Genomic DNA, 1,737 nt, shown 5'->3' with positions numbered 1-1,737 from the left:
CTTCTGCTATAATATAAATGTAACAACTTTGTAAGGCTTTTTTAATAAGGTTGTAATTGAAATATAGTACGATAATAGCAAACCCGTCGTAAGACGGGGGCGCAAAGCCAAAAAGACCCTGGTATTTACCAGGGGGTTAGGCTGCCGAAACTATGAAAGTTATATTTATAAATAGTATACCGTTATATAAAGCCATAATAAAGGCTTTTCATATAACGGTTTTTTTAATTTTATTATCAAATAAAATTTTTTCTCAAAGTGGTGGACAGCCAGGGCAATTTCTTTCTTATGGAGTTGGAGCTAGAGCTTTAGGTATGGGAGGAGCATTTTATGCAATAAGTGATGATGCTACAGCAGCTTATTGGAATCCAGCAGCTCTTTCAGCTCTTGAAAGAAAAGAATTTTCATTTATGCAAGCTCAAATGTTTGAACAAACAACACTTAATTTTATAGGTTATGTTCATCCGACTGTATCCCGTGGTACATTTGGATTTTTTGTAAATCAAATGAAGTCAGATGGTTTTGAAAAGGTTTCAATAAAAGTTGATCCTGATACAAACGAAATTAAAGATCTTATTTCACTTGGTAGTTTTAGTGTTGGTGAACAAGCAATTGGATTTAGTTGGGGTAGAAATGTTTCCAGAAAATTAGCTTTTGGAGTTTCAATAAAAAATATTGCAAGAGTTGTTGATACTTCAAAGGATTCTTTTAATACTATTGATCTGGCTATGCTTTATAGTGTTTCAAAAGTATATAAATTTGCATGTGGTGTACAAAATATTTTTTCCAAAAAAAGTGGAGATACAGATGATGAGTTTCCTTTGGTTTTCAAAATTGGACAGTCTTTTTCGCTTTTTAAAGGTAGTCTTATTTTTGATCTTGATTTAACAAAAGTTCAAAATGGAGGACAAAATATAAGATTTGGTGGAGAGTATTGGCCTTTATATTGGGCGAGTTTCAGATTCGGTATTATGGCTACACCACAAATTCAGGAAGCAAGTTTTGGTATTGGTCTTAAGTATAAAGGTTTTAATCTTGATGTTGCTCAGGGAATACATTCTCTTGGAAATACTACTAAATTTTCTGTTGGGCTTAGGTTTGGAGAATCCAAAAAAGCAATTCATGAAGGAGAGATAAGAGCAATAGTAAGACAAGCATTTAATTATTTTAAAGCAGGACATTTTTCAAAAGCAGTTGAGAGACTTAAAGTTGCTCTTGATGCAGATCCTGGAAATGATGAGGTTAGAAGGATGCTTGATAGACTTAATGCAGCTGTAACTTACGTTCCAAATGCAACTGGAACTGATGAGGTTGAGACTTTAATTAGAAGAGGAATTGTTGCTTATGTTGATGGAAAAGATTTGAGAAGTGCTGTCAATGTGCTTAGATATGCTTATAACAAAAGACCTAAAGATGAAAAACTTTTATCATTGCTTAATATGGTTGAAAGGGAAGCTGGAGTAAGTGAGCTTACTAGAAGACCAGAGGGACCTGAAATATTTACTCTCGTTGATCAGAAAATTTATGATGCTAGACAAGCGATATATGAAGGAAAGTATGATGTAGCTCTAAGACGTGCTCAAGATATTTTAGATCTGGAACCTAATAACGAAACTGCTCTTGAAATTATGGGAAGTGCGTTTTTCCTTATGGATCAGAAAGATAAAGCGAAAGCAATATGGGAAAAAGTTTTAGAAATAAATCCCAACAATAAAATGGTTAAACAGTTTCTTGATC

At 33.5% G+C, this 1,737-nt stretch carries 1 protein-coding gene and 1 riboswitch; the gene reads left to right on the top strand.

Features of this window, described 5'->3' with window-relative positions; genetic code table 11:
* Positions 1–66: 66 nt before the first annotated feature.
* A riboswitch (cyclic di-GMP riboswitch) is annotated at positions 67–149 on the top strand.
* Between the two features lie 3 nt (positions 150–152).
* Positions 153–1,737, top strand: a 1,585-nt coding sequence (locus tag N3F66_15010) for a PorV/PorQ family protein (GenBank protein MCX8125456.1), incomplete at its 3' end; no start/stop codon positions are given.

The organism is Spirochaetota bacterium, from assembly GCA_026414805.1.
Taxonomy (GTDB): Bacteria; Spirochaetota; UBA4802; order UBA4802; family UB4802; genus UBA4802.
Note: the sequence above shows the minus strand (reverse complement) of the source record. Positions and strands in the feature narration are given on the sequence as shown.